The following is a 25,920-nucleotide window of genomic DNA, read 5'->3' on the forward strand; positions in this document are numbered from 1 at the left end:
CGGACCGAACGACGAGCCGATGTCCACCAGGCCATCCTCAGCCTGGCCTGCTCGATCATCTGCCTACGGAAACTCATTCTGAACTGATCACTAAGAGCGGGTGAACGGCCCGGGTCATACGGTTTGGCCATAGCCCCCGTCGATGTCCCACCGGACGGCGTCGGCCATCAGGCCGATCATCCCGGAGACCAGGCGGAGCTGGTCGACGTCGCGGATGTCGGCCTCCACCAGCCGGGGCGAGCACACCACGACCGCCACCGCCTGCGCCCGCGACAACGCCACGTTCAACCGGTTGCGGGACAACAGGAAGTCCAGCCCGCGCGGCAGGTCCACCGCGGCCGAGGACGTCATCGTGGTGATCACCACGGGGGCCTCCTGGCCCTGGAACCGGTCCACGGTGCCGACCCGGACGTGCTCGTAGCCGTGCTTCTCCAGCTCCCGCCGCACCAACCGCACCTGGAGGTTGTACGGGGCCACCACCAGGATGTCCGAGTCGTCCAACGCGCGCGCGTCCGGACCGTCCGTCCACATGCGACCCATCAGCGAGCGCACCACGCCCACCACGGCCGCGGCCTCCTCGATCGAGGAGGTGGTGTTGTGCGAGTGCGGTACGGAGTGGACGTACACACCGGACGGCACGCCGTCGATGCCGCGCGCGGCGGCGCTGGGGTGGGCGTGCAGCAGGCCGGCGTACGACAGGTTCGACACCGGCGCGCACACCGCCGGGTGCATGCGCCGCGTCTGGTCGAGGAAGTAGCCCAGCTCCGGCGGGATGACGTCGGCGTCGCCGATCAGGTGCCCCAGCGCCGACGCCTCCGCGCCGGCCGGGTGCGTGCCCTGCACGACCTGCGGCAGCTGCTGCGGGTCGCCGAGCAGCACCAGGTTGCGCGCGCACGTGGACACGGCGAGCGCGTCGGCCAGCGCGAACTGCCCGGCCTCGTCCACGATCAGCACGTCGAACGGCCGTTCCCGCAGCGCGGCGTTGGCGAACGTCCACGCCGTGCCGCCCACCAGGTGCCCGCCGCCCTGGTCGTCGCGCCACCGCACCAGCGCCGGGTTGTCGCGCGGCTGCTCCCACGCGCAGTCCTTGACGGGCGCGCCCTTCGCCCGCTTGGCCGTCGGGATCGGCACGCCCAGCTCGCGGCCCGCCGCCAACGCCGCGCTCAGCACGTTCTCCACCGCCTTGTGGCTGGTGGAGGTCACGCCGACGCTCCGTCCGCCGCGGATCAGGTGCGCGATCAGCCGTCCCGCCAGGTAGGTCTTGCCCGCGCCCGGCGGGCCCTGCACGGCCAGCGTGGAGCCGTCCAGGGCGTCCACCGCCGCGATGACGTCCGCGATCAGGTCGTCGCCGCGCGGCAGCGCGCCCGTCCTCAGCCGGGGCGGCGTGCGGCGGACGAGGTCGACGCCGGGGTGGGGCGGCAGTTCCGGCAGCCCGTCCACGACGGCGCGGGCCAGGTCGTACACCGCCTCGTCCTTCGGCGTGGGGCGGACCGGGCTGCCCGGCAGCACCGCGAGGGGCCGGTCGTGGTGCACGTCGTCGGGCGCGACGCTCTCCAGCACCACCAGGTCCTCGGCCGACTCGGCGAGCACGACCGCGTCCCGGGCGACGTTCGCGGGCGTGCCGGGGTAGAGCAGCCGGACCTGGTCGCCCTTGGCGAACGGGTGCGGCCGGTCCGGGTCGCACCACACGCGCACCTCGCGCTTGGCCTTGCGCACCCGCCCGGACGGCATCTCCCAGTCCTGCGCCCGCACCGACACCGGCACCGCGCACGCGCTGTCGGACTCCAGCTCGCTCAGCGGCGCGGCCACCTGCCGGAAGAAGTCCCACCACGCCGGGTTCGTCTCGCGCCGGTGGTAGCCGACGGCGGCGGCGAGCAGCGCGCGTGCCCGTTCGTCGTCGGTCGCCTCCGCCGGGTTGTCCGGCAGCCCCTCCAGCAGCGGGTCCACCACGGCGGCGAGGCGTTCGGCGCGTTCGGCCCGGCGTTGGGCGGCCAGCTCGTCCTCGATCTCCTCGGTGAACGACGGCTCCGGCACGTGCGGCTCGATGCCCGCCTCCGCGCGGACCTCCAGCAGGAACCGGTAGAGCCGCAGCGTGGAGACGCAGTCGTAGGCGTTGTAGTCGGCGATGCCGGAGAGCACGTCCTCGGCGCGCGGCGGGTCCGCGTCGCGCAGCGCCAGGAACTCCTCGTACGCCTCGATGCTGGAGACGGCGGTCGTCACCTCGCCCGCGCGTGCCCCGGGCATGTAGAGCGGTTCGAGGTACTTGATCGAGTACGACCGCTGGGACACGCGCAGCGCCTTGCGCACGACGGAGTACAGGTCGACCAGCGCGCCGGAGCGCAGCAGGTGGTCCACCGCGTCCTCCCGGGTGCCGTGCAGGGCGGCGAGCTTCTTGAGGGCGTTCACCTCGTACGGCGCGTAGTGGTAGACGTGCGCGTCCGGGTGCTGTTCGAGCGTCCTGGTGGCGAAGTCGACGAACCGCTCGAACGCCGCCTTCTCCTGCGGCCGGGTGTGCGCCCAGAAGGGCGTGAACCGCTCCTCGGCGTCCACCACGCCGAACAGGTACTCCAGGCCCTCGCCGTTGAGCGCGAACGGGTCGCCCTCCATGTCGAAGAACAGGTCGCCGGGGCTCGGCACGGGCAGGCCGGCCAGGGCCTCGGGGGCGACGACCTCGTAGGCGACCTTGCCGACCGGGTCGTCCTCGGTGCGGGAGTCGTCCTGGATGACCTGGAGCGCGGCCTGGGCGCGCAGGCCGGTGAACGTGGCGGCGGACATCGTGGCGGGGCGGTCGGCGCGGGTGGCGTTGGCGAGGGCGTCGATCGTGCCGAGGCCGGCGGCGGCGAGCTTGCGGCGCTGGTCGGCGCGGATGCCGGCGACGAGCGACAGGTCGCGGTCGCGTTCCCGGCCGCCGGCGCAGTGCCGGCCGAACCGGCAGGTGGCGCAGGCCGGGCGTTCGTCGGCCCAGAGGCGTTCGGGCAGGGACGGCGGCGCGGCGAGGCGGGTCCTCAGCCGGGCCTGGAGGTCGCGGACCAGGGGGAGGAAGTCGGCGACCTGGAACGACTTGGTGGTGCCGTCGCCGAGGAGCAGGTGCATGGCGGGGCCGGCGTGCGGGCCCAGGGCGGCCGCGTAGGCGGTGAGCTGGACGACGGCGGCCGGGGTGGCGTGCCGGGCGAGCTTGGCGTCGTGCGGCTCGTAGCCGCGGTCGGTGGCGACCAGGAAGTCGGCGCGGCCGTGGAAGCCGTCGGCGTAGAAGACGGCCTGGTAGATCACCGGCGCGCGGGCCGCGAGGGCGTCGGCCGTCAGGGCGGCGGCGTGCGTGAGGGCTTCGTGGGTCGGCGCGGGCTGCGGGATCTCGACCACGTCGTGCTCGGCCCGGAACCGGGCCAGGACCGCCTGCTCGTGCGCGAGGCCGTGCCGGGTGGCGAGCGTGGTGGGCCGGTCGTCCGGCAGGGGCGCGCCGGGGAGGCCGGCGGCCAGGGCGTGCGCGAGGCGGCTGCGGTGGTCGCACTCCACCAGGTCCACCAGGTCCGCGGGGGAGTGCACCAGGTGGCCGTCGGCGGTGAGCATGGCGGGCAGTATCGCGGCCGAACGGCTCGACCCGGCGGACCGCGCCCGGCGAGTCGCCGCACCGTGCCCCGCGCCACGTCCCGAACGTAGAACTCACGCGTTCCGAACGTAGGACACGCACGACCTGAACGTAGGACACGCGCGGCCTGAGCGTTCGACTCTCGCGTGAGTCCTACGTTCGGAACGCGTGTGTCCTACGTTCGGGTCGGGTGAGGTGAGCGTTCAGGGGAGGGGGCCGTGGGCGGCGCGCCAGCGGGCCCGGTGGGCGGTGGCCTCGGCTTCGGCGGCGGCCAGGGCGGCGGCGGGAAGGGGTTCGGCGCACCAGGCGCGCAGGACGTCGGCCATCTCGGTGACGAACGCGTGGCCGGTCGGGGTGAGGTGGCCGCAGGCCAGCAGCGTTTCGGCGGTGACGAGGGCCGCCGAGCGCCAGCGCGCGTACTCCGCCTGCGCGGCCGGGCCGGGACGGCCACGCCAGAAGCCCGCCACGCCCAGGTGCGCGTACGTGCCGTGCAGCAGGCCGGCGGCCGGGCGGGGGTCTTCCCGCCACGGGGCGTAGAACACCGCGTCCCGACCCGGCTCCACCAGCGGGAACAGGTCCATCAACGCCACCAGCTTGCTGTGCTGCGCCTCGTGCACGAGCGTCACGGCCAGCGTCTCCGCGTCCGGCGTCGGCGACAGGAACACGCACCCGAACGCGTCCGCCACGGTGGCGCTGCTGGTCCCCGTCGGCGACGACGGCATCGGCGTCACCACCGACACCACCTCGGCGAACTCCGCCGCGAGCGCCGGGTGGTCGCGCGCCAGCAGGTCCCACGCCGCCCCGAGCGACGCGCGCCACCGCGGCAGGTCCACCGACGGGGCCACCGACAGCCCGTCCGGCACCCCGCCGCCGTGCCACAGGTCCACCTGCAGCGTCACCCCGCCCAGCGCCACCTCCGGCAGCGGCGAGTACGCCAACCCCGGACCCACCACCACGCCCAACGACGGCAGCGAGAACACCTCCACCGGCGGGAACTCCAGGTCCACCGCCACCCCGGCCCGCACCGCCGCCGCGGCCGCCGTGAACGCCAGCTCCGCCGGCCGCGCGGCGTCGCCCCGCCGCATCGCCAACGCCGTCCGCGTCGCCCACGCCCCGACCGACGGGTGGTCCAGCACCCGGTCCACCGCCTCCGGCGCCACCCGCGCCACCTCGCGCAACGCCGCGAACGCCGGCCGCGCCGCCGGGTCCCGGGCGATCGACCGGATCAGCAGCAACGTCCGGCTGCGCCGCGCCCGCCGCAACGTGCGCACCGCCGACGCGCCGCCACCGCCCCGCGCGAGCGCGACGAAGTCCGCGGCCGGCACCCGGAACGGCGCGATGGTCACGCCAGCGCCGCCAGGTCCGACGCGACCCGCGACCGCACGTGCCCGATCAGCCGCGCGAGGTCCGGGCAGTACACCGACGGCCGGTCGAACCCGCCGCCCTCCCGGAACCGGTGCGCCCGCAGCCCGCCGCCGCACGCCGACACCACCGGGCACCCCCGGCACTCGGCCGACAACCCGGCCAACCCGGAACGCCCGGCCCGCACGTCCGGCAGGTCCAACGCCGCGTCGAACGGGTCGCGCGCGACGTGCAGCCCGGTCGCCGAAGCCTCGGGCGACGACGACGCGAGGATGTCCGACGCCTCCACCGTGCCGTCGGTCTCCACCACCACCTGCGCCGACGGGCTCAACCCGATCCCCTCCACCCCCGAACGCCCTCCCAGCAGCACCGCCAGCAGCTCCTCGAACAGCCGCACCCGGGTGCGCGGCCTGCCGTACCAGACGTCGAACACGGCGATCAGCCAGTCGGCGTACGGCGTCGCGGCCGGGTCGGCGACGCGCCCCGGCGGCGGCGCGGACCAGTTCCCGTGCGGCAGCAGGAAATCGACCGCGGGCGGCGCGAAACCCAGCAACGACTCGTAGACCCGCACCGGGTCCTCCCGCACGTCCACCACGCACAGCAGGCCGCCGTACACCTCCGGGAAGGACCGCAACGACTCCAGCGCCGCGCGCACCGACGCCCAACTGCCGCCGCCGTCCGGCCGCACGCGGTGCCGGTCGTGCGCTTCCGGCGTGCCGTCCACGCTCACCCCGACCCGCACGCCGAGCGCGGAGAACAACCCCAGGAATTCGCGGTCCAGCAATGTCGCGTTGGTCTGCACCGAGAACCGCACCCGCGCCGGCACGGCGGAACGGAACCGCGTCACCAACGACTCGATCGCGGCCCGGCCGAACAGCAACGGCTCACCGCCGTGCAACACCACTTCGACTTCGGGCAGACCGTGCGCGCGTACGTGTTCGGCCACCCGGTCGGCGGTGTGCGCCACGATCTCCGGCGACATCGCCCGCGGTCGCGAACGCCACCGCTGGTCGGCCAGTTCGTACACGTAGCAGTAGTCGCACGCCAGGTTGCACCTGCTGTGCACCTTGAGCACGAACTGGCGGAACGGCAACCCATTCGCCGAGTCCACCGTCAACGACCCCCCGGGCAATCCGGCCACGCCCCGCCCATTCGACACACCCCCACCAGCAATCAAACACAGCGCGCCGCCCGCTACCTCCGCCGATCGGAGGATTCCCGACGGTGACCGTTGTCGTTCACTACGATGGGAACCGCGCCGCCGGCGTCGCCGGCAATCGGGCGACTGCGGGTGAACCGCAGCATTGCGGTGAGGGGGTACGTCGCACATGGCTTCCGAACCCGTCCTGGAGTCCGAACTCCTCGACGTCACGGGTGTGGACCTGGCCCGGCTGGCGGAGTTGCCGGACACCGCGCTGCGCGCCGCGCTGCACCGGATCCTCGCGGAGAACGCCGAACTGCCCACCCGGTTCGCCGCGTTCGAGAGTTCCCTGTGACGACCGCCGCCCCGCGCGGGGCCGTTCGGGTGCAGCGGGGCTGAGTCGCGGGCGCGCGGTCGCCGTCACCGGTATCCCCCAGTCCCCACGCCGCCCTGGAGCAGCAGATGAGCACCCCGCGCACCACCCCGGCCCGCACCGGGGTCACCGCCTTCCTGTCGGCGACCGGCGGCACCGGTCGCACCAGCGCGGTGGCGAACCTGGCGTGGGTGCTCGCCGCGGCCGGCCAACGCGTCCTGGTCGTGGACTGGGGCTCGGAGGTGCCGCGGGTGCGCGAGTACCTGGAGCCGTTCCTGGTGGAACGCCTCGCGTTACCCGACGCCCTGGGGCGCGGCCTGGTCGCCGCGTACCGGGGCGACGCCCCGGGCGAGGACGACACCGCGCCCGCCGTCGAGCGGTTCGCGCCGCCCGCCGGCGACGTCGCCGAACCCGGCCACGTCGACGTGGTGTCGCCGGCGGCGACCGACGCGGCCGGCCGTCCCCGGCCCGAGACCCGGCACGGCGACCCGGGCGTGGTCGCGGACCTGCGCGCCCGGCTGGCCGAGTCGGACTACGACCAGGTGCTGATCGACGCGCCCACCGGCGCGGGCGACGAGTCGCTGACGCTGATCGCGACGCTGTGCGAGCTGGCCGTGGTGTGCTTCCGCCCGCGTCCCCGCGCCATCGCCGACGCGGCGGACCTGGCCGCGCGGCTGCGCAAGCGCGCCCCGATCCGGATCGACGTGGTGCCGGTGGCGACGCTGTTCGACGACGCCGACGAGCTGTCGCGGGCGCAGCGGATCCGGTCCGCGATCCACGCGGCGTTCGCGGAACTGCTGGCGGGGCAGGCGAAGCGGGTGCCCGACGGCGGCACGGTGGAGATCCCGTACCGCCCGTTCGACGCGTTCGACCCGCTGCTGGCGATCCTGGTCGAGGAACCCGCGGGCGGCGGGGCGCTGGAGGCCCAGTACGGCCGGCTCGCCGCGGCCGTGACGGGCGGCGCGGTGACCGAGGTCGTGCCCGTGTCGCCGGTGCTGCGCGCCCGCTACCGGCGGGTGTTCGGGCTGACGTCCACCACCGAGCCGGACCGCGTGGTCCTGGTGCACGCGCCCCGTGACCGGGCCTGGGCGGACTGGGTGCGCGGCCAGCTGGAACGCGCGGGCGCGCAGGTCCGCCGCCTGGCCGACGCGGGGGAGTGGTTCGCCGCCGACGTGCCGCCGGGCGTGGTGGTCCTGTCGTCGCCGCACCTCGGCCCGCTGGAGCTGCCCGCCGTGCCGCTGACCGTGCTGCGGCTGCACCTGTCGGAGGACGCGGCCCCGCACGGCGCGCTGGCCGCGCACGAGCACACCCCGGACACGCTGGCCGCCCGGCTGCTCGCCCACTTCGGCCTGATCGACCGGCCCGGCACGGTGCACGAGCCCGGCATGAGGGTGCCCGGCAGCGACCCGAACGTGTTCGAGCTGCCGCCCCGCCACCCCGGCTTCGTGGGCCGGGACGACGAGCTGGAGGCGTTGCGGGACCGGTTCGTCGCGGCGGGCGACGCGCGGGCCGTGGTGACGGTCAACGGCGCGCCCGGCGTCGGCAAGAGCGAGCTGGCGCTGGAGTACGCCTACCGGTTCTCGTCGGACTACGCGGCGGTGTGGTGGCTGTCCGCGCACGACCGGCAGTCGGTGCTGACGGGCCTCGCCGAGCTGGCGGTCCGGCTGCACCAGCCCGGCTCCACCGACTACGGCACGCTGTCCGCGCTGGAACGGCTGGCGAACGACCCGGCGTACGCCCGGTTCCTGCTGGTCTACGACAACGTGGACGACCCGGGCTCGATCGCCGACCTGCTGCCCGCCGGCGCCGCGGGGCACGTGCTGATCACCGCCCGACCGGCGGCCGGGCAGGCCGTCGAGCTGGTGCCGATGCGGCCCGACGACAGCACCCGCCTGCTGCTGGACCGAGTGCCCGGCCTCACCGCGGCCGACGCGCGGCGGGTCGCGGACGCGGTCGAGCACCTGCCCCTGGCGCTGGACCTCGCGTCCTCGTGGCTCGGCGAGGTGGCCCGGCTGGAGGTGGCCGCGGGCGCCCGCGACGCCGACGCCGCGACCTGGGCCACGCGGACCCTGTTCGAACGCCTTGAACGGTCCGAAGTGGATGGTGTGGCGCGGGTCGTCGACATCGCGGTGGACGCGTTGCGCGGCAGCGCCACCGGGCGGCTGGCGGTGCTGGTCGCGGAGCTGTGCGCGTTCCTGTCGCCGGAGGGCGCGGACCTGGGGCTGGTGCGCTCGCCCGCGTTCCTCGGCCGCGTGGTCGCGGCGGGCGGCGTGGACGCCGAGCCGCTGGAGCTGGACGCGGCCGAGATCGACCGGGTGCTCTGGTACGGCGCGCGCTACGGGTTGTTCCGGGTCGACTGGGGCGACCAGTACTCGCTGCGGCTGCACCGCGTCGTGCAGCGCGCGTTGCGCGACCGGATGACCCCGGCCGAGGGGGCACAACGGCAGGCCGACGTGCTGAGCGCGCTCGCCGCGCTGGCGCCCACGGAGGTGGAGGACAAGTCGCCCACGCGGCGGGCGCGGTTCGCGGAGCTGCAGAAGCACGTCATCCCGTCCGGCGCGCTGGACAGCGGCGATCCCCGGGTGCGCCGCTGGCTGGTCAACCAGGTGCGGTTCCTGTTCACCGACGGCGGCGCGGGCGTGCGGCGGGCCGCGCTGGGACCGGGCCGGGCGCTGCTGGAGGCGTGGACCCGCGCGTTCGGCACGGCCGACCCGCTGCGCAACCGGCTCGCCACCGAGCTGGCCAACGTGCACCGCGTGCTCGGCGAGCCGACGGAGGCGCTGCGGCTGGACGACCTCGCGTTGGCCCAGCAGCGGCGGGCCCTGGACCTCACCCACCCGCGCCCGCTGATCACCGCCCGCGGCCGGGGCGGCGACCTGCGCGGGCTCGGCCTGTTCGCCGAGGCGCTGGCCGAGGACCAGGCCACCTGGGAGGGCCTGCGCTCGGTGCTCGGCGACGACCACCCCGAGACCCGCCGGGCCGCGAACAACCTGGCGTCGTCGATGTTCCTGTCCGGCGACGCGGCGGGCGCGCTCGCGCTGGAGGAGGACAACTACCGCAGGCGTCGCCGGCTGTTCGGCACGGGGGACGAGCGGACCTGGGCCACGCTCGCCCAGATCGGGCTCTACCAGCGCGAACTCGGCCGCTACCCGGAGGCGCTCGACTCCCTGCTGCACGCCTCGCAGCAGCTCCAGGCGCTGCGGCACGAGCTGAACCAGGCGCAGGTCGGCGTGCAGTGGAACCGGGCGATCGCGTTGCGGCTCGTGGGCCGGGCCAAGGAGGCCAAGGAGCGCACCGGCAAGGCGTTGCGGGACTACCGCGAACTGCTCGGCCCGCACCACCCGTACACGCTGGGCTGCGCGCTCAGCTTCGCCGCCGACCACCGCCGGGTCGGCGTGGACGCGGAGCTGGCCGTGGAGCTGGCGCGCACCGCGCTGACCGGCTTCCAGCGGCACGTCGAGCTGCGCGACGATCACCCGTTCGTGGCGTTGTGCGAGTTGGGCCTGGGGTTGGCGCTGCGCGCGGCGGGCGACCACGCCGGCGCGGTGGGCCACGTGGAGGCCGCGGTGCTGGTGCTGCGCGACCGCCTCGGCGACACGCACCCGTGGACGCTCGCGGCGGCCGTGGACGAGGCCCGGGTGCACGCGGCGGCCGGCGCGGCGGACCGGGCGGCCGAACTGATCGCCGAGGCGCACACCGACTGCCTGGAGTTCCTGGGGCACGATCACCCGCACACCGCCGCGGCGGCGCACAACCTGCGGCTCGCGGCGCACCCGACCGACCAGGACTGGCGGGAGTGCGATGTCGACATCCCGCACACGTGAGCGCCCAGGAGGGACCGGCGTGGAGCTGCACGAGGAGCAGGCCGAGCACGTCGGCCCGGAGTTCGACCTGACCAGGCAGGCGTGCCGGGAGGCGGTGGCCGACAGCCCCGCGCTGCACTACCTCGCGCACTACAGCAGCGGGGTGTTCGACTTCGGCGTCGACGTGCTCGGCGACCCGCCGCCCGCACCGGACGCGCTGCCCGGCGGCACCCGCCGCGAGGAGCTGAAGCGGCTCGGCAGGCACCTCACGTTCCAGGTCGCCACGCTGGACCGGGCGTTGCAGGAGGTCCGCACCGGCCGGCTCATCCGCACCGTGCTGCACACCGACGAGGGGGCGCTGTTCTGCGACTCCGTCGTGCCGACCGAGCACGTCGTCGGCCTGGTGCTGGACCACGCGGGCGCGGGGCCGCTGTTCACCCACCCGGCGGTGGAGGAGGCCGACCGGGCGGTGTCGGGGCTCGCCACCCGGCTGCGCCGCCAGCTCAGCCTCGGCTCGCTCAACCCGGGCGGGTGGGAGAGCGCGGCGGACGACGAGCCCCTGCCGGTGCGGGAGGGGGTCAGGCCGCACGTGACGGCGGGCGACGGCCCGCTGACCGCGTGCCTGGCCGCGGTGCGGGCGCAGGACCTGCACCTGGTCGCGCACGTGGCGGGCGGCGAGGTGCGGGCGATGGCCGACTGCCTCGGCGACCCGTCGCTGTCGCCGTTCTTCAAGCAGATCACGGTGGACGCGCGCCGCCGCTTCTACCACGGGTTCGCGCAGGAGCTGGGCGCGTTGGCGACCAGGCTGAACCGGGCGGTGAACCCGGTCGTCGGCGGGCTGCTGGAACGGCTCGTGCTGGACGTCGAGATGGGCGCGGTCTTCTACTACCGGCTGCGCGCCGGGGAGTACCTCGTGGGCGTGACGATCGACCAGTCCCGGGTGCGCGCGGCGGACGAGCGGATGTCCGCCCTGGCGGAGGAACTCACTCCGATCGGTCCTTGAACGCCCCCGCACCCCTGCTTACCGTGGGACGGTGACGCCGGTGATCCGTTCGGTCGCGCTCTTGTCGGCCCTGGGCGCGGGATGGCTGGCGGCGGCCGGGGCGGGGCTCGACGAGGTCGACCGGTCACCGGTGTACGGGTTCTTCATCACCGCGTTGTTGGGGTTCGGCCTCTACGCGAGCACGAGCGGCATCGTCATCGCGGAGTTCCGCCGGCAGCTCGGCACCGTGGTGGTCGCGGTGACCCTGGGCGTGCTCGCGAAGGTCGCGCTCATCTTCGGCGCGGTGTTCTTCGTGTTCCGGGAGCCGGAGCACCTCGTGCTCGCGGTGGCGGTGGCGCAGATCGACCCGCTGTCGGTGGCCGCGATGCGGGCCGGGTCGCGGATGTCGGACTCGGCGAAGGCGCTGCTGTCGGCGTGGGCATCGTTCGACGACCCGATCACCGTGCTGCTGACCGTGTACCTGACCGCGTTCGCGCTGCGGGGCGGCGCGGTCGGCGGCGTCGGGTCGTTCGCGGTGAACCTGCTGCTCAACCTGGCGTTGGCCGGGGTGGCGTTCGTGCTGTGGGCGCTGGTGCGCGGTCGGGTGCGGCGGGCCGAGGCCGGTGGGCGCGCGGTCCGGTACGCGGTGCGCGCGGTGATGGTGGTGGCGGTCCTGGCGCTCGGGTTCGTCGCGGTGCAGCACTCGTTGCTGCTGGCGCTGGCGTTGCTGGGGCTGTTCTTCCGGCCGGACCTCGGGCGGTGGGTCGACGGGCTGGCCGAGGTGGGCATGTTCCTGGCGACCGCCGCGGTCGGGCTCGTGCTGGCCGCCGAGTTCAGCTGGGCGCTGGCCGGGGTGGGCGCGGTGCTCGGGGTGGCGGCGTTCGGCGCGCAGGCGGTGGTGGCGTTCGCGCTGACCGTGCCGCGGCAGTGGCGCGGCGACCGGGTGCGGCTCGCGTTGGGCCAGCAGAACGGGCTGACCGCGATCATCCTCGCGTTGCTGCTGGAACCGACGTTCCCGGGCGCGATCGCCGTGGTCGCACCGGCCGTGATCGTGGTGAACCTGCTCCACGCCGCCGCCAACGGCCTCCACGACCGCCTGACCTCACCAACCCCCACCCTCGCCCGCTCCACCGGCCCCTCGCCCCACCCCACCCCGTCCACGCCCTGAACGCTCACCTCACGCATCCCGAACGTAGGACACGCGCGTTCCGAACGTAGGACTCACGCGAGAGTCGTACGTTCAGGCCGCGCGTGTCCTACGTTCGGAACAGGCGTGTCCTACGTTGGGGTGCCCCGAGTTCGCCGTTCAGGTCAGGCGCGGGGCGCGGACGACGGCACGGCGGACGCGCGGGCTCAGGTTGGACAGGGCCTCGTGCACGCGGGCGCGCCGCGACCCCTGGCCCACCTCGGCCACCAGGCCGCCCGCCCGCGCCGACCACGGCGGCAGCGTGAACAGCGGCTCCAGCAGGAACAGCGGCAGGAACTCCACGATCCCGTCGTAGATGCCGCACAGGTCGTCCAGCCGGTCCTCCGCGTCGTCGTCCTCGGCCGACTGGTACCACTGCGACACCGCCGCCCGGAACGCCCGCACGGCCTGGCGCAGGAACACCGCCTGCGCCGCCGCCTGGGTGAACTCCGGCGTCCGCAGCCGCCGGTGCACCGCCTCCTGCGTCGTGGTCGGCGCGTGGTCGAACGCCTCCTGGAACATCACGTCGACCTGGGTCAGGTCGTCCAGCGCGTCCACCGCGTCCCGGAACAGCCGCTCCACCTCGCCGGGCAACCGGCCGGCCGCGGGTTCCGCCGCACGGCCCGGCGTCCCGCCCGCCATCGCCTCCAGCTGCCGCTGGATCGCGCCGAGCTGCCGGTCCGACGACGCCCGCACGCCGTCCATGTGCTCGGCCAGGTGCTCGATGAACCCGTAGATGCCCGACTGCTGCCGGGCCAACTGGTCCATCCGCAGCCGCAACGCGGACATCGGGTCCGTGTCGCCGCCCAACCGCCTGCTCGTCGCGCCCATCAGCGCCTTGAAGTCCTCGGCGAACGTCCGGTCGACGTACACCAGCGGCTCGCCGCCCAGCAGCTCCCGCAACTGGATCGCCACGCCGTCCGCCAGCACCCCGTTGACCAGCAGGATCAGCTCGGCGTCCGGCTCGGCCTCGCGCACCGCCGAGATCCGCCGCACCACCGCGCCCACGTCGGCGTTGTCCAGCAGCGACCCGGTGATCAGCACGGCGCAGCCGGCGCGGTGCTCCGGGAACGTGACCCAGAAGTCCGCCAGCGAGTCCTCGGCCACGCCCAGCAGGTGCCGGTGCAGGTAGTCCAGGCCGCCCGCGTCGAGCAGCCGCCGCACCACGCCGTCGATGTCGTCGGAGCTGAGCGACCCGAACAGCTCGCGCGCCGCCTGCCGCACCATGTCCTCGGTGACCGCGAAGCCGTGCCCCGGCGTGCGGGACGCGTCGTCGGCCATCCGGAACACCCGGTGGCACAGCCGGATCACGTTGCGCGCGTTGCCGCGGGCGAGGTCACGCAGGTAGCGCGCGGTGTCGACGGTGAACGGCGCGAGCTGCGGCGTGCCGAACACCTGCTCCTGCGCCAGCGTGATGAACTCGCGCACCTCGCGCCGGCTGAGCCCGGACATCACCACGGTGAACGGGATGCGCTGCCGCACCGACGGCGGCAGCACGGACTTGAAGTCCGGCAGCCCGCACAGCACCAGGCACGCCCCGGCCTTCGCGAACACCTGCAGCAACGTCTGGAACGCGGCCATCGTGCGCGCCTGCGGCCGGCTGTCGGCGGAGAAGATCTTGTCCAGCTCGTCGATCGCCAGCACGAACCGCCGCTGCCTGCCGCCGAACAGCAGGGCGAACACGCCCATCGCCTCCAGCGCCGCCACCTCGGTGTCGATCGGCGTGGCGATGCCCCGTTCGACCAGCACCTGGTCGGGCGCGCCGCCGAGCAGCCACGACCACACCGAGTGCTCGAACCCCGGCCGCAGCAGGAGCGTGAGCGCGGTGCCGAAGTTCTTGTTGTTGGTGACCTCGCGCAGCGTGTCCTGGACCTTGCGCAGCAGCGCGCTCTCCATCAGGCCGAGCCGCTCCACGACCTCCTGCGGCTCCAACTGCCTGCTGCCCAGCCACTCCAGCATGTCGCTGGTCAGGCCGCTGCTCTGCAGGGAATCGGCGACGATGTCCGCGTAGTACTCGCTGACCTGGGCGCGCACGCCCTCGCGGCCGAGCTTCTGCATGAACCGCCGGTACAGCTCGATGAAGCTCTCCGCGGTCGCGTCGAGGTACAGCGCGTGCGTCGGGTCGGCCAGCACCTCCCGCGCGTGCCGGACCAGCCGCACGGCGAGGTGCGTCTTGCCCGTGCCGTAGTCCCCCAGCACGGCCACGACGGTGCCGGAGCGGTCGCGCCCGCCGCGCGCGGGCGGCGCGTCGAGGTAGGAGGTCAGGTGCGCGAGCGCCTGCCGCGTCGCGTCGGTGGTGATCGCCACGTCGACCGCGTCGGGGTCGGCGTCGAAATCCGTGATCCGGGCGACCGCCATCGGCGAGAAGGGGTTCTTCCGCGGGGGCGGGAGATCGCTGCCAACGCTCATGGCCCATTCCCCAGTCCGGTCCGGGACCTGGTGTTCAGGAACGCCCTGATGTCCTCGACGGTCACCAGGTCGGTCTCGGTGTAACCCAGTCCCGTTTCGAGTTTGTGCTCGTACGTGCCGTGCAGGAAGCGCTGCAACATCGCGACCGACTGGCAGTGCTTGGCCACCAGTTCGATCGCGTCGTCGCTCATCCGCGGGAAGGTCCCGGCGGCCGAGTGGCGGGTGAGCCGGTCTTCGGCGAACCGCTGCGCGTCGCCGGGGTCGAGCGGTCCCACGTGCAGGGTGATCGGCGGGACCCACGTTTCCAGTTGGCGCACGACGTCGGCCACCTCGTCCGTGCCCAGGTACGCGGATTCGGCGAGGAAGAGCACCTTCGCGTTGCTCAGCACCCTGGCGTAGCGGATCACTTCGTCCACCAGCTCGTTCGGGCTGGGCAGCAGCAGGATGAGCGCGACCTCCTCGCGCAGCGCCCGGCCCAGGCGGGGGAACACGCGGCGCGGCACGGTTCGGTCGTCCGCGAGCCGGTCCGCGGCCTCCGGCCGCAGCGCGTCGTGGTCCACCAGCAGGTCGAACATCTGGTCGCAGACCTCGACCGTGCGCTCGTCGATGGACAGCTCCCGGTCGGTCGGCAGGCAGCCCGTCAGGTCCAGCACGACCCCGCGCATGCCGCGCCGCGTCAGCTCGCCCACGACCCAGTCCGCGCACCGGTTGACCAGCGCCGTCTTGCCGCACCCCGACTCGCCGGTGACCAGCACCAGGCGGCCGTACTCGAGCATCACGCCCAGGTCGCCCATGTCCTGCCGGAACTGCCGGAAGGCGTCCTCGGCGCCGTCCACGGGCACGTAGTAGTCGCGGTGCGCGGGCCGGTGCCACGGGCGCAGCGGGCGCATCGGGGTGCTCTCCCAGCCCGGCAGCGGGAACGGGTTGACGCGGCGCGCGGTCACCACGTCCACCTCGCGCACCGACCGTCACGGCCACCGCGAACGGGTGTCGCCCGGTCGGCCGATCCCGGTGGCGGCGTCGGGCCGGTCACGCGCGACAGCGCGGCGGCTCGACCGGCCCGCCCGCGGTCCATGCCCACCCCCGTCGCCTCACGGCGGCACAACGAACGCTTCAGCCTACCGACGGAGAGTCGCACACCCGCGCCGGTTCGTTAACCCGGATACCCGATCGGCCCAGTCGCGTTCCTGCTGTCGGGAGTGGACGGAGTCGTCCCGGTGACCGCCTCACCACGCGGACGGCGCGTAGTCCTTCAGGAAGCACCCGTACAGGTCCTCGCCCAGTTCGCCGCGCACGATCGGGTCGTACACCCGGGCCGCGCCGTCGACCAGGTCCAGCGGCGCGTGGAACCCCTCCGCGGCCAGCCGCACCTTCGTCGGGTGCGGCCGTTCGTCGGTGATCCAGCCGGTGTCGACGGCCGTCATCAGGATGCCGTCGGTCGTCAGCATCTCCTCGGCGCTGGTGCGGGTCAGCATGTTCAGCGCGGCCTTGGCCATGTTGGTGTGCGGGTGGCCCGGCCCCTTGTACGCGCGGCTGAACTGCCCCTCCATCGCCGAGACGTTCACCACGTACTTGCGGCGCGCGGGCGAGGCGGCCATCGCCGGGCGGAGTCGGGAGATCAGGATGAACGGCGCGGTGCTGTTGCAGAGCTGCACCTCCAGCAGCTCCACCGGGTCGACCTCGTCCACCCGCTGGACCCAGCTGTTCACGGCCGCCACGTCGGGCACCAGGCCGCCCGCGTCGATCTCCCGGGAGCCGGCGGTCAGCGCCAGCGCCGTCACCGCCGGGATGGTGTCGGCCAACGTGCCGGCCAACGCCACCGGGTGCGCGGAGACCGTGTGCCCGAACGTCACCAGCTCCGGGAGCGGACCCGACGGCAGGGGCGCCGACTCGGCCGCGACCAGCGGCGCGTAGGCGTCGGCCGACCGGCGCACGGTCTGCGCGGCGTTGTTGATCAGGATGTCCAGCGGTCCGGCGGCGGCGACCGAGTCGGCCAGCTGGACCACCTGGGCCGGGTCGCGCAGGTCGATGCCGACCACGCGCAGCCGGTGCAGCCAGTCGGCGCTGTCGGGCATGGACGCGAACCGGCGCACCGCGTCGCGCGGGAACCGGGTCGTGATGGTGGTGTGCGCGCCGTCGCGGAGCAGCCGCAGCGCGATGTACATGCCGATCTTGGCCCGGCCGCCGGTGAGCAGGGCGCGCTTGCCGGTCAGGTCGGCGCTCTGGTCGCGCTTGGCCCGGTTCAGCGCCGCGCAGTCCGGGCAGAGCTGGTGGTAGAACGCGTCCACCTCGGTGTACCGGCGCTTGCACGTGTAGCAGGACCGGGCGCGCAGCAGCGTGCCCGCCTTCGCGCCCGGCTCGGGCTCGCGCAGCAGCAGGCCGCGCGTCTCGTCGTCGATGCGGGACGGCGAGCCGGTCGCGGTCGCCTCGATGACCGCCCGGTCGGCGGCGGTGACGGAGGCGCGGCGTTCGGCCTTGCGGCGCTTGCGGAGGCTCTTCCAGATGCCGGCGGTGGCCCGGCGGACGGCTACCGCGTCGGGGTGCTCGGTGTCCAGTTCGTCCACTTGGGCGAGCACCCTTAGGGCGATTTCCAGCTCGGCGGGGTCAATCGACACGCCCAGCACTCTACCTGCGGCGAAATTCGCCCCCGGACGGGTGAAATTCGCGTGAGGCACCGCTAGGGTGCCCGGCATGCCTACTGCGGGTACCGGCCCACGGGTGCGGCGACTGGCCCACCCCGACGCCGACATCCGGGCGCGTGCCCTCGGCCTGCCCCGCGGCCGCCCGGTCCTCGCCGTGTTCGGCTCGACCGACGCCCTGGGCACCGACCTCGCCGCCGCCGTGCTGCCGGTGCTGCGCGCGGTGCTCGCCGCGGCGGCGAAGGCCGACGCGGTCGTGGTCACGGCGGGCGCCGACGTCGGCGTCACGCACCTGGTGGGCCTGGCCGCGGAGTCGCTGGAGGGCCGGTGGCCACGGCTGGTGGGCGTCGCGCCGTCCGGCCGGGTGGCCGCGGAGGACGCCGAGCCGGCCGAGGGCGAGGTGCGGCTCAACGTGAACCACGACACGGCGGTGCTCGTGCCGGGCTCGACGTGGGGCGAGGAGGTGCCCGCCCTGTTCCGCGCGGTGGACGCCGTGGCCGGGGCGAAGCGCCCGGTGCTCGCGCTGCTGATCGGCGGCGACGATCGGGCGCGGGCCGCGCTGGTCGACCACCTGGGCCGCGACCGGCCGCTGCTCGTGCTGGGCGGCACCGGGGCGCTGGCCGACGAGATCGCCGGCGGCCGGCTCCGCGACACCCCGGTCGACCGGACCGCACCCGCCGACGGCGAGCCCGTCCGGACCGCTGCCGTCAACGCCGCCACCGGGGCCGGAGCCGCGGGGACCGTCGCCGACACCGCTGCCGCCAAGGCCGTCACCGGGGCCGGAGCCGCCGGGACCGCCGCCGACACCGCTTCCCCCGAGGCCGTCGCCAAGACCGAACCCGCCGGGACCGCGGCCGGCACCGGGACCGCACCCGACCACGACGACCTCGCCGTGCTCGTGCGCAGCGGCCAGGTGGCCGCGGTGCACCTGGACGAGGGCCCGGACAAGGTCGTGGCCGTGCTGCGCCGGATCCTGGGCAACCGCCCCGGGACCAGGCCGCGGGCCGACGTGCCGCCGCCCGCCGTGTGGCCGCGGCTGCGGTTCCGGGAGCCCGAGCCGCGTCCCGTGATCGAACCCGGCTACGTGCTCGACTACCCGCTGCTCGCCGACGCGATCCACGAGGCCAACCGGGTGGTCGCGCCCGCGCTGCACGAGTGCGAGGTCGCCGCCCTCCGCGCCCGCGAGCGCGCCCGCCTGCTGGTGGTGCTCGCCGTCGCCGCGGGCTTCGGCGCGACGGTGTTCGCCGCGTTGCAGGTCTGGCTGCGGGACGTGCCGTGGCCCGGCGTGCTGCTGGCCGTGTCCGGCGCGGCGGCGGCGGTGCTCGCGGTCGTCGCCCGCGGCGGCGAGGACCCGGACGCCCGCGTCCGCGCCGAGCGGCTGCGCGCCCTGTACTTCGACCACCTCGCCGCGCCACCCGCGGCCGACGACGCCGAGCGCGAGGAACGCGCCCGCGAGTTGGCCGCCGCCGTGGCGCGGTGCCGGCACGAATCGGTGAGCCGCCCATGACCCGCGTCGCACCCCCCGCGTCGGTGGCCGACGACCACCGCGAGCAGTTCGTCCGCGCCTACCTGCGCCACCGGGTCGGCGAACGGCTCGCCGGGTTCGAGCAGGCCCGCGCCCGCTACACCACCGCCCGGCGGTGGACGACCGGCCTGACCGTGCTGCTGTTCACCGCCGCCGCGGCGTTGGGCGCGGTCGCCGTCGCGGACGGCCGGCACCGCGCGCTGTGGGCGTTCCTGGCCGCGGTCGCGGCGGCCCTGGCCACCGCCGTCACGGTCTGCGAGTCCGCGTTCTCCTTCCACGCGCTGTCACGCCGGTCCGCCGACGGCGTCGCGCTGCTGCACCTGTTGCAGGCCCACGGCGCGCCCGAGGGCGAGGACGGCGTCAACGCGTTCCGCGCCGAGGTCGAGAGCGTGCTCCGGCACGCCGACCGCTGACCGCCGAGCACGCCGCCGTGGCCACCGTGGACGACGTCCGCCGCATCGCGCGGTCGTTGCCGCGCACGGAGGAGGCGGTGGTCCGGGACCGGGTGAAGTTCCGGATCGGGCGGATCGTCTACCTCGCCCTCTCCCGCGACGAGCGGACGCTCGGTTTCGCCTTCCCGAAGGACGAGCGGGACGCGCTGGTCGCCGCCGACCCGGTGAAGTTCCGCCTGCCCGCGCCGTCCGACCTGCGGTACCACTGGGTCGAGTGCGCCCTGGCCGAGGTCGACGTGGACGAGCTGACCGAACTCGTGGTGGACGCGTGGCGGATGTGCGTGCCCAAGCGCGTGGCCGCCGAGCACCTGGGTCGGTAGGCGCGCCGGACCCGTCCCCCCGGCGGAACCGCGGCCTTCCGGAGACCGTCACAGTCGCGTCCATCTCGGTGCAGGGTCGACGCGACTGGGGGCGGTGTGGAGTTCCTGATCCTGGGTCCGGTCGAGGTGCGGCGGGACGGGGCGCAGCCGCGGTCGCCGCGCCGCAAGCCGAGCCAGGTCCTGGCCGTGCTGGCGGCGCACTGCGGCCGGCGGGTGCCGGTGGACCGCCTGCTGGACCTGGTGTGGGGCGAGTCCCTGCCGCCGCGGGCGCGCAAGTCGCTCCAGGTGCACGTCTCCGCGCTGCGCGGCGAGGGCGTGCCGGTCGCGCACCAGGACGGCGGGTACGTGCTGCGGGCCGAGCCGGACCAGGTCGACGCGCTCCGGTTCCGCGACCTGACCGCGCGGGCCGCCGCCACCGCCGACCTGGAACGGCGGCGCGACCTGTACACCCGCGCGCTGGCCCTGTGGCGGGGCACGCCGGTGGCGGGCGCGGAGTCCGAGCCGCTGCGGTCCTGGCTGTGCGCGCCGCTGGAGGCGCAGCACCTGGCCGCCCTCGAAGCGGCCATCGCGACCGACCTGGCGCTGGGCAGGCACGCCCAGGCGGCGCAGGCGCTGACGACGCTGGTGGCCGAGCACCCGCTGTCGGAGAACCTGCGCCAGCAGCTCATGACGGCGCTGCTCGCCTGCGGCCGGCGGACCGAGGCGTTGCGCGTCTTCCAGGACACGCGCCGCACGCTGGCCGACGAGCTGGGCGTGCCGCCGGGGCCGCGGCTGCGCGAGCTGTACCGCGCGGCGCTGGGCGTTTAGGCGCGGCTTTACCGCACGTCGTTAGCGTCGGGCCGCCGGATGCCCGGTGACGGGGATCCGGGCCGCGGGGCGCTGCCGGGCGGCACCGCGACCCGCGGCCCGGATCCCGAGTCGGCGGACCCTCAGCTCGCGGCCACGGTCCACCCGGTCGCGGCGAGCTTCGCGGTCCGGGGGCCGTGCGCCCAGATCCGCTCCTGGTAGGCGCGCAGCAGCGCGGCGTGGATGTCGTCGACGTACTCGGCCACCGCGCAGTCCCGCCGCCACGCCACGGTGACGCGCCGGTGCACCGGGTTGCCCACGATCGGCTTGAGCAGCACGCCCGGCAGGTCGTGGCCGGTCGGGAAGAAGCACGCCACGGTGTGCGCCGAGCGCACCAGCTCAGCGGCCGACGCCGGGTCGACGCCGAAGTGCGCGCAGCGCGGCGTGAAGCCGGCCGCCTCGCAGGCCAGGTGCAGGTCGAGCCGCCCGCCGCCGTAGCTCTCGTCGGGCACCGCCCACTCCTCGTCGGCCAGTTCGGACAGCCGTACCTCGTTGCGCGCGGAAAGCCGGTGCCCGACCGCGATCCCGACCAGCATCGGCTCCGTCACGACGGTCCGGCAGTCCACTTCTTCGGGGATCCGCAGTGGACTCTCCGGGAACTCCGTGACCAGCGCGAGGTCCAGCTTCCCGGTGCGGACCAGGTCGAGCACCGCGTCGCTGGTGCGCTCGATGTGGGTCGTCTGCGGGTGCGTGGGCAGCAACGTGCGGACCACGCCCACCAGCAACGGCGTCAGCGACCCGGCCACACCGCCGAGCCGCACGCCCGCGACGTCGCTCTCCGCGGCCAGCTTGCGCGCCGTGGCGAGCAGGTCGTCGAACCGTTCCACCAGGTCACGGGACCGCAGCACGACGTGGCGGCCCAGTTCGGTCAGCTCGACGCCGTCGGTGCGGCGCAGGAACAACGGACCACCGAAGCCGCGTTCGATGCGGCGCAACTGCGCGGTCAACCCGGCCTGCGCGATCTTGAGCAGGGAGGCGGCTCGGCTGATGCTGCCCGCTTCCGCCACGGTCAGCACGACGTGGAGATGCCTGAGCTCCATGTTCACTGCGGCAGCCTAGGGCAATGAGACAAACCGGCCATCGACCGCGCGCGTACCAGGGGAGGCCGTCCCGTGTCCAGCGGGACACGAGGCGATTGCTCCAACAGGTGCATAACTGACGAGTTATCGCCACCTCACACCTCCCGCCGCGCTCGCCCGTTCCACCACCCTGCTGGTGGCCATGGCCGTCTACCGAGGAGGTGTGAGCGACATGAGGAAAGCGTTGCGGCTGCGACGCCTTTCCCGTCCGCGCGACGACAGGTACCTCTTCGTCCCGCTCGACCACAGCGTCTCGGACGGGCCGGTCGCGCCGCGCGACCGGTGGCACGAGCTGATCGACTCGGTGGTCGTCGGCGGCGCCGACGCCATCATCGTCCACAAAGGACGCGTGCGGACGATCGACCCGGACGTGCTCGCGGGGTGCGCGCTGATCGTCCACCTCAGCGCGGGCACCGCGCACGCCGCCGACACCAACGCCAAGGTGCTGGTCGGCGAAGTGGACGAGGCGCTGCGGCTGGGGGCCGACGCGGTCAGCGTGCACGTGAACATCGGCTCGGACACCGAGGAGCGCCAGCTCGTCGACTTCGGGGTGGTCGCCAAGGCGTGCGACGACTGGAACGTGCCGCTGGTCGCGATGGTCTACCCGCGCGGCCCGCGCATCGCCGACCAGAACGACCCCGCGCTGCTCGCGCACGTGGTCAACATCGCCGTCGACCTGGGCGCGGACCTCGTCAAGACCAACCTCGCGCACCCCGCCGAGCGGATGGCCGAGGTGATCGCGAGCTGCCCGATCCCGGTGCTGGTCGCGGGCGGTCCGGCGACCGGCGGCAGCGTCGTGGACCACGCCCGCACCGCGATGGCGGTCGGCTGCGCGGGACTGGCCGTCGGCCGCCGCGTGTTCACCGCGCCCGCGCCGATGTCGCTGGTCGCGGAACTGGCCTCCATCGTCCACGACGACACCCGGTCGGACCTCGTCCGCGCCATGACGGGTGTCGTGGCCTCGTCCTGACCACGTCCCCCCGCGACCGCCGCCGGCGCCCGGCCCGGCGGCGGGCGGTCGCACGCTCACCCCCTTGGAGAACCGTTGAAGTTCGCCTGGATCGACCTCCGACCCGTCCCCGAAGCGCAGCGCGAAGCCGTCGTGGACGCCGCCGTGCACGCCCGGCTCGCGGGTGTCGTCTCCGACGACCCGGCGCTGCTGGACACGCTGCCGCCCACGATCACCCGGGTGCTCGTCACCGACGCCGCGGTGGACAGCCCGCACCTGGTCACCGTGGTGGTGGACGACCAGGACGCGCTGGAGCGGCTCACCACCGACGCGGCGTTCGTGCAGGTCCGCGACGACCGCACGCTCAAGCTCGCGTGCGCGGCGGCGGTGCGGCTGGGGCACACCGTGGTCGCGTTCACCGACCCGACCAAGATCCCGCTGGAGATCGTCATCGCGGCCGCCGACGGCGCGCCGGGCAAGCTCGTCACCGTCGTGGCCGACCTCGAGGAGGCCGCGATCGTGCTCGACGTGCTGGAGCACGGCTCGGACGGCGTGCTGATGGCGCCGCGGGACGCCAACGACGTGTTCAAGCTGGCCAGGCTGCTGGAGGCCACCACGCCGCCGCTGAACCTGACCACGCTCGTCGTCGACGGCATCGCCCACAACGGCCTGGGCGACCGCGTGTGCGTGGACACCGCGTCGCACTTCCAGGAGGACGAGGGCATCCTGGTCGGCTCGTTCTCCTCGGGCTTCATCCTGTGCTGCAGCGAGACCCACCCGCTGCCCTACATGCCGACCCGGCCGTTCCGGGTCAACGCCGGCGCCCTGCACTCCTACGTGCTCGGCCCGGACAACCGCACCAACTACCTGTCCGAGCTGCGCTCGGGCAGCACGGTGCTCGCCGTCAACTCCGAGGGCCGCACCCGCAAGCTCACCGTCGGTCGGGCCAAGCTCGAGTCGCGCCCGATCCTGACGATCACCGCGCACTCGCCCGAGGGCGTCGAGGTGAGCCTCACCGTGCAGGACGACTGGCACGTGCGGGTGCTCGGCCCCGGCGGGAAGGTCCGCAACGTCACCGAGCTGCAACGCGGTGACGAGCTGCTCGGCTACATCGCGACCGAGCAGCGGCACGTGGGCATCCCCATCGGCGAGTTCTGCAAGGAGACCTGAACCAAGATGCGCGAGTTCGTCACCGACCTGTTGCGCCGCCACGGCGACGACGTGCCGGTGTTCACCCACGAGCACACCACGACCCACGGCGCGTTGCGCGCCGCGGTCGCCGCCGAGGCGAGCCGGTTCGCCGCCTCCGGGGTGGGGGAGGGCAGCGCGGTGGCGCTGCACGTGCCCCCGAGCTTCACCCACCTGGAGGTGGTGCTGGCGCTGTGGGGCCTCGGCGCCCGGGTGATCTCGATCGACCCCCGGCTCACCCCCGCCGAGGTCGACGTGCTGCTCGACCTGACCCGCCCGCAGTTCGTCGTGCGCGGCGTCGCCCGCCACGACGGCGTGTTCCGCGAGCGCCACGAGCTCGTCACCGAGGAGCGGCCCGACGGCCGGCCCGCCGCGACCCGGCACCGGCTCGTCCAGTTCACCTCCGGCTCGACCGGGGTGCCGAAGGTCGTCGGCCGCAGCACCGAGTCGATCATCCGCGAGGTGATGCGGTTCGGCGCGGCCGAGGGCATGCCGGGGCGGGGCGAGCGGATGCTGCTGCTCAACTCGACCGCGCAGAGCTTCGGGCTGATGGGCGGGCTGCTGCACGCGTTGGCCGTCGGCGTGCGGCTGGTGTTCGCCGCGCGGCCGACGGCGGAGGAGGTGCTGCGGACCGCCGCGCGGCACGAGGTCGACTTCGTCACCGGCGTGCCGCACCACTTCGAGCTGCTCGCCGAGGCCGCCGACCGGTCCGCGCTGCGCACCGTGCGGGGCGCGTTCGCGGGCGGCGAGCTGATGCGGCCGGACGTGGCCGAGCGGTTCGCCGACGCGTACGGGTTCCGGGTCGGGGAGTGCTTCGGCACCACCGAGACCGGCGCGCTCACCATGGACGTGACGGGGACGAGCCGGCCGTCCGTGGGCCGGCCGCTGTCCGACACCACGATCCGGGTGCGGGACGGCCTGGTGGAGGTCGCGCTCGACCAGTCGCCGTACCTGGACGACGGCGACCACGGCCGTTACCTGGACGGGTGGTTCCGGACGGGTGACCGGGGCGAGTTCGACGCGCGCGGCAACCTGCGGCTGCTGGGCCGGGCCGACTCGCTCGTCGTGGTGCGCGGCAGCAACGTGGACCTGACCCAGGTCGAGGCGGCCCTGTGGGCCCACCCGCTGGTCACCGAGGCGATCGCGGTGCACGACTCGGTGATCGAGGCGTACGTCTCGACCGCGTCGGACGCGTTGACGCCGGAGGCGGTGGCCGCGTGGTGCGCCGAGCGGCTGGCCGAGTTCAAGCAGCCGCAGCGGGTCCACGTGCTGCGGGCGCTGCCGCGCACGTCCAGCGGGAAGCTGGTGCGCAACCCGAGGGTCCTCGCCGACGCGCGGTGATCGCCGGTGTGGCAGGGTGGGCGCGTGGAACAAGTCGTGCTCCTGGACGAGTCCGGTGCCGGGATCGGTGTGGCCGACAAGGCATCGGTGCACCACTCGTCCACCCCGCTGCACCTGGCGTTCTCGTCGTACCTGTTCGACGGGGCGGGCAGGCTGCTGCTGACCAGGCGCGCCCTGCACAAGAAGACGTGGCCGGGGGTCTGGACGAACTCGTGCTGCGGGCACCCCGCGCCCGACGAGCCGATGGTCGGCGCGGTGACGCGGCGGTTGGCCGACGAGCTGGGGCTGGCCGACGTCGCGCTCGACCTCGTGCTGCCCGCGTTCCGCTACCGGGCGGTGATGGAGAACGGGATCACCGAGAACGAGATGTGCCCCGTGTTCCGGGGCCGGGTGTCCGGCGACCCGCGGCCGAACCCGGACGAGGTGGACGCGTTCGAGTGGGTGCCGTGGGCGGAGTTCGCCCCGGCCGTGCTCGCGGGCGTCCGTCCCGTGTCGCCGTGGTGCGCGCTCCAGGTGGCCGAGCTGTGGGAGCTGGGCCCGGACCCGTCGGCCTGGCCGGTCGCGTCGCCCGCGGGCCTGCCCGCCGCCGCCCGCCTGTCCTGAACGCTCAACTCGCCCGTTCCGAACGTAGGACACGCGCGACGCGAACGTAGGAGCGTTATTCAGAAGGTCACCAGCCTTGGCGGTAGTGCTCGAGGTTGGTGACGATGCGGATGACGGTGGGGAGTTCGGCCAGGCG

Annotated in this window: 19 protein-coding genes; 12 read left to right on the plus strand and 7 right to left on the minus strand. The window is 74.5% G+C overall.

Going from position 1 to position 25,920, the window contains the following annotated elements; translation table 11 throughout:
• Nucleotides 1-114 precede the first annotated feature (114 nt).
• From ACWEFJ_RS37520 to ACWEFJ_RS37530, 3 genes are all read right to left on the minus strand, one after another.
• On the minus strand, nucleotides 115-3,567 hold the full coding sequence (locus ACWEFJ_RS37520) for a TM0106 family RecB-like putative nuclease (protein ID WP_449716683.1): 3,453 nt from the start codon (nucleotides 3,565-3,567) through the stop codon (nucleotides 115-117).
• Nucleotides 3,568-3,789: 222 nt separating this feature from the next.
• The gene (locus ACWEFJ_RS37525) at nucleotides 3,790-4,932 is read right to left on the minus strand and encodes an aKG-HExxH-type peptide beta-hydroxylase (RefSeq protein ID WP_449716684.1); all 1,143 of its coding nucleotides are present in this window, start codon (nucleotides 4,930-4,932) and stop codon (nucleotides 3,790-3,792) included.
• Complete coding sequence (locus ACWEFJ_RS37530; RefSeq protein WP_378088571.1) at nucleotides 4,929-6,059, minus strand: FxsB family cyclophane-forming radical SAM/SPASM peptide maturase; 1,131 nt, start codon at nucleotides 6,057-6,059, stop codon at nucleotides 4,929-4,931. Before ACWEFJ_RS37530 ends, ACWEFJ_RS37525 begins: the two co-directional genes overlap by 4 nt.
• Nucleotides 6,060-6,276: 217 nt before the next feature.
• Between ACWEFJ_RS37530 and fxsA the strand changes: the two genes are divergently transcribed.
• The 4 genes from fxsA (at nucleotide 6,277) to ACWEFJ_RS37550 (ending at nucleotide 12,415) form a co-directional block, all read left to right on the plus strand.
• Nucleotides 6,277-6,444 (plus strand): FxSxx-COOH cyclophane-containing RiPP peptide, encoded by a 168-nt coding sequence (fxsA, locus tag ACWEFJ_RS37535; RefSeq protein WP_378088573.1) that lies wholly within the window; start codon nucleotides 6,277-6,279, stop codon nucleotides 6,442-6,444.
• Between the two features lie 107 nt (nucleotides 6,445-6,551).
• On the plus strand, nucleotides 6,552-10,286 hold the full coding sequence (fxsT, locus tag ACWEFJ_RS37540) for an FxSxx-COOH system tetratricopeptide repeat protein (protein ID WP_449716685.1): 3,735 nt from the start codon (nucleotides 6,552-6,554) through the stop codon (nucleotides 10,284-10,286).
• Nucleotides 10,287-10,305: 19 nt separating this feature from the next.
• A complete protein-coding gene (locus tag ACWEFJ_RS37545) occupies nucleotides 10,306-11,268 on the plus strand; it encodes a hypothetical protein (protein WP_378088577.1) in 963 nt (320 codons plus the stop codon).
• Nucleotides 11,269-11,299: 31 nt separating this feature from the next.
• A complete protein-coding gene (locus tag ACWEFJ_RS37550) occupies nucleotides 11,300-12,415 on the plus strand; it encodes a hypothetical protein (RefSeq protein WP_449716686.1) in 1,116 nt (371 codons plus the stop codon).
• Between the two features lie 138 nt (nucleotides 12,416-12,553).
• Here the strand turns inward: ACWEFJ_RS37550 and ACWEFJ_RS37555 are convergent, their stop codons facing one another.
• The 3 genes from ACWEFJ_RS37555 to ACWEFJ_RS37565 all read right to left on the minus strand — a co-directional run bounded on the left by ACWEFJ_RS37555 (nucleotide 12,554) and on the right by ACWEFJ_RS37565 (nucleotide 17,457).
• A complete protein-coding gene (locus tag ACWEFJ_RS37555) occupies nucleotides 12,554-14,842 on the minus strand; it encodes a hypothetical protein (protein ID WP_449716687.1) in 2,289 nt (762 codons plus the stop codon).
• Nucleotides 14,839-15,786: a hypothetical protein gene (locus tag ACWEFJ_RS37560; RefSeq protein WP_449716688.1), complete on the minus strand. Its 948-nt coding sequence runs from the start codon at nucleotides 15,784-15,786 to the stop codon at nucleotides 14,839-14,841. Before ACWEFJ_RS37560 ends, ACWEFJ_RS37555 begins: the two co-directional genes overlap by 4 nt.
• A gap of 282 nt (nucleotides 15,787-16,068) precedes the next feature.
• On the minus strand, nucleotides 16,069-17,457 hold the full coding sequence (locus tag ACWEFJ_RS37565) for an SDR family NAD(P)-dependent oxidoreductase (protein ID WP_449716689.1): 1,389 nt from the start codon (nucleotides 17,455-17,457) through the stop codon (nucleotides 16,069-16,071).
• 76 nt (nucleotides 17,458-17,533) lie between these two features.
• Between ACWEFJ_RS37565 and ACWEFJ_RS37570 the strand changes: the two genes are divergently transcribed.
• The 4 genes from ACWEFJ_RS37570 to ACWEFJ_RS37585 all read left to right on the plus strand — a co-directional run bounded on the left by ACWEFJ_RS37570 (nucleotide 17,534) and on the right by ACWEFJ_RS37585 (nucleotide 20,585).
• Nucleotides 17,534-18,988 carry a hypothetical protein gene (locus tag ACWEFJ_RS37570; protein ID WP_449716690.1) on the plus strand — a complete coding sequence of 485 codons (1,455 nt, stop codon included), beginning with the start codon at nucleotides 17,534-17,536 and terminating at the stop codon, nucleotides 18,986-18,988.
• On the plus strand, nucleotides 18,985-19,419 hold the full coding sequence (locus ACWEFJ_RS37575; RefSeq protein ID WP_378097586.1) for a hypothetical protein: 435 nt from the start codon (nucleotides 18,985-18,987) through the stop codon (nucleotides 19,417-19,419). The genes ACWEFJ_RS37570 and ACWEFJ_RS37575 overlap by 4 nt, the downstream gene beginning before the upstream one ends.
• 17 nt (nucleotides 19,420-19,436) lie before the next feature.
• Entirely contained in the window at nucleotides 19,437-19,778 is a 342-nt protein-coding gene (locus tag ACWEFJ_RS37580) for an MmcQ/YjbR family DNA-binding protein (protein ID WP_449716691.1), read from the plus strand.
• 96 nt (nucleotides 19,779-19,874) lie between these two features.
• Nucleotides 19,875-20,585 carry an AfsR/SARP family transcriptional regulator gene (locus tag ACWEFJ_RS37585; protein ID WP_449716692.1) on the plus strand — a complete coding sequence of 237 codons (711 nt, stop codon included), beginning with the start codon at nucleotides 19,875-19,877 and terminating at the stop codon, nucleotides 20,583-20,585.
• Nucleotides 20,586-20,707: 122 nt separating this feature from the next.
• Here the strand turns inward: ACWEFJ_RS37585 and ACWEFJ_RS37590 are convergent, their stop codons facing one another.
• Nucleotides 20,708-21,664: a LysR family transcriptional regulator gene (locus ACWEFJ_RS37590; protein ID WP_449716696.1), complete on the minus strand. Its 957-nt coding sequence runs from the start codon at nucleotides 21,662-21,664 to the stop codon at nucleotides 20,708-20,710.
• Nucleotides 21,665-21,875: 211 nt separating this feature from the next.
• On the opposite strand from ACWEFJ_RS37590, the gene ACWEFJ_RS37595 reads away from it, so the two are divergent.
• The 4 genes from ACWEFJ_RS37595 (at nucleotide 21,876) to idi (ending at nucleotide 25,784) form a co-directional block, all read left to right on the plus strand.
• Nucleotides 21,876-22,673 carry a 2-amino-3,7-dideoxy-D-threo-hept-6-ulosonate synthase gene (locus ACWEFJ_RS37595; RefSeq protein ID WP_378096100.1) on the plus strand — a complete coding sequence of 266 codons (798 nt, stop codon included), beginning with the start codon at nucleotides 21,876-21,878 and terminating at the stop codon, nucleotides 22,671-22,673.
• A gap of 75 nt (nucleotides 22,674-22,748) precedes the next feature.
• On the plus strand, nucleotides 22,749-23,822 hold the full coding sequence (locus ACWEFJ_RS37600) for a 3-dehydroquinate synthase II family protein (RefSeq protein ID WP_449716693.1): 1,074 nt from the start codon (nucleotides 22,749-22,751) through the stop codon (nucleotides 23,820-23,822).
• Between the two features lie 6 nt (nucleotides 23,823-23,828).
• Complete coding sequence (locus tag ACWEFJ_RS37605) at nucleotides 23,829-25,181, plus strand: class I adenylate-forming enzyme family protein (protein WP_449716694.1); 1,353 nt, start codon at nucleotides 23,829-23,831, stop codon at nucleotides 25,179-25,181.
• Between the two features lie 24 nt (nucleotides 25,182-25,205).
• Nucleotides 25,206-25,784 (plus strand): isopentenyl-diphosphate Delta-isomerase, encoded by a 579-nt coding sequence (idi, locus tag ACWEFJ_RS37610; protein ID WP_449716695.1) that lies wholly within the window; start codon nucleotides 25,206-25,208, stop codon nucleotides 25,782-25,784.
• Nucleotides 25,785-25,920: the final 136 nt, after the last annotated feature.

Source organism: Actinosynnema sp. NPDC004786, from assembly GCF_053601135.1.